This is a genomic window from Pseudoalteromonas fuliginea, assembly GCF_000690055.1.
GTDB classification, from domain to species: Bacteria; Pseudomonadota; Gammaproteobacteria; order Enterobacterales; family Alteromonadaceae; genus Pseudoalteromonas; species Pseudoalteromonas fuliginea.
In genome coordinates this window covers 1-564 of sequence record NZ_JJNZ01000132.1, presented here as the reverse complement: position 1 = coordinate 564, position 564 = coordinate 1, and the positions used below count along the sequence as shown (strand labels likewise).

The following is a 564-nucleotide window of genomic DNA, read 5'->3' as shown; positions in this document are numbered from 1 at the left end:
AATATTAATTACAGAGGCACTGCAAATTGGTCACAAAAACATTTACGTTGGCTCACTGAGCTTGTGTTGCCACATCCCGCGCAGCACATCGTCTTACAAGAGTTTTTACACACAATTAATGAACGAATAAGCCGACTTGAACGGCTAGACAATGAACTAACACACCATGTTCACCAGTGGCGTTATTATCCTGTAGTAAAAGCAATACAAGCTATGCGTGGCGTTCGTTTGTTGGTCGCCACCGGCGTTGTTGCTGAGCTTGGCGATTTATCGCGCTTCGACCACCCCCGCAAATTAATGAGTTATCTTGGTCTTGTACCTAGTGAGCACTCGAGTGGTGGCAAACGCCATATTGGCGCCATCACAAAATGCGGAAACGGCCGAGCGAGGCGCCTTCTCGTTGAAGGCGCACACACTTATCGGTATGCGGCAAATATATCGACAGATATGCAAAAACGACAAGAAGGTTTACCAAAGGACATTATTGATATTGCGTGGAAAGCACAACTTAGGCTCTGCAAGCGCTATAAAAAAATGATAGCCAAAGGGAAACATTACAACCTG

At 45.6% G+C, this 564-nt stretch carries 1 protein-coding gene; it reads left to right on the top strand.

The features are described from left to right. A partial coding sequence (locus tag DC53_RS00435) for an IS110 family transposase (protein WP_033032336.1) occupies positions 1-564 on the top strand: 564 nt, incomplete at both ends.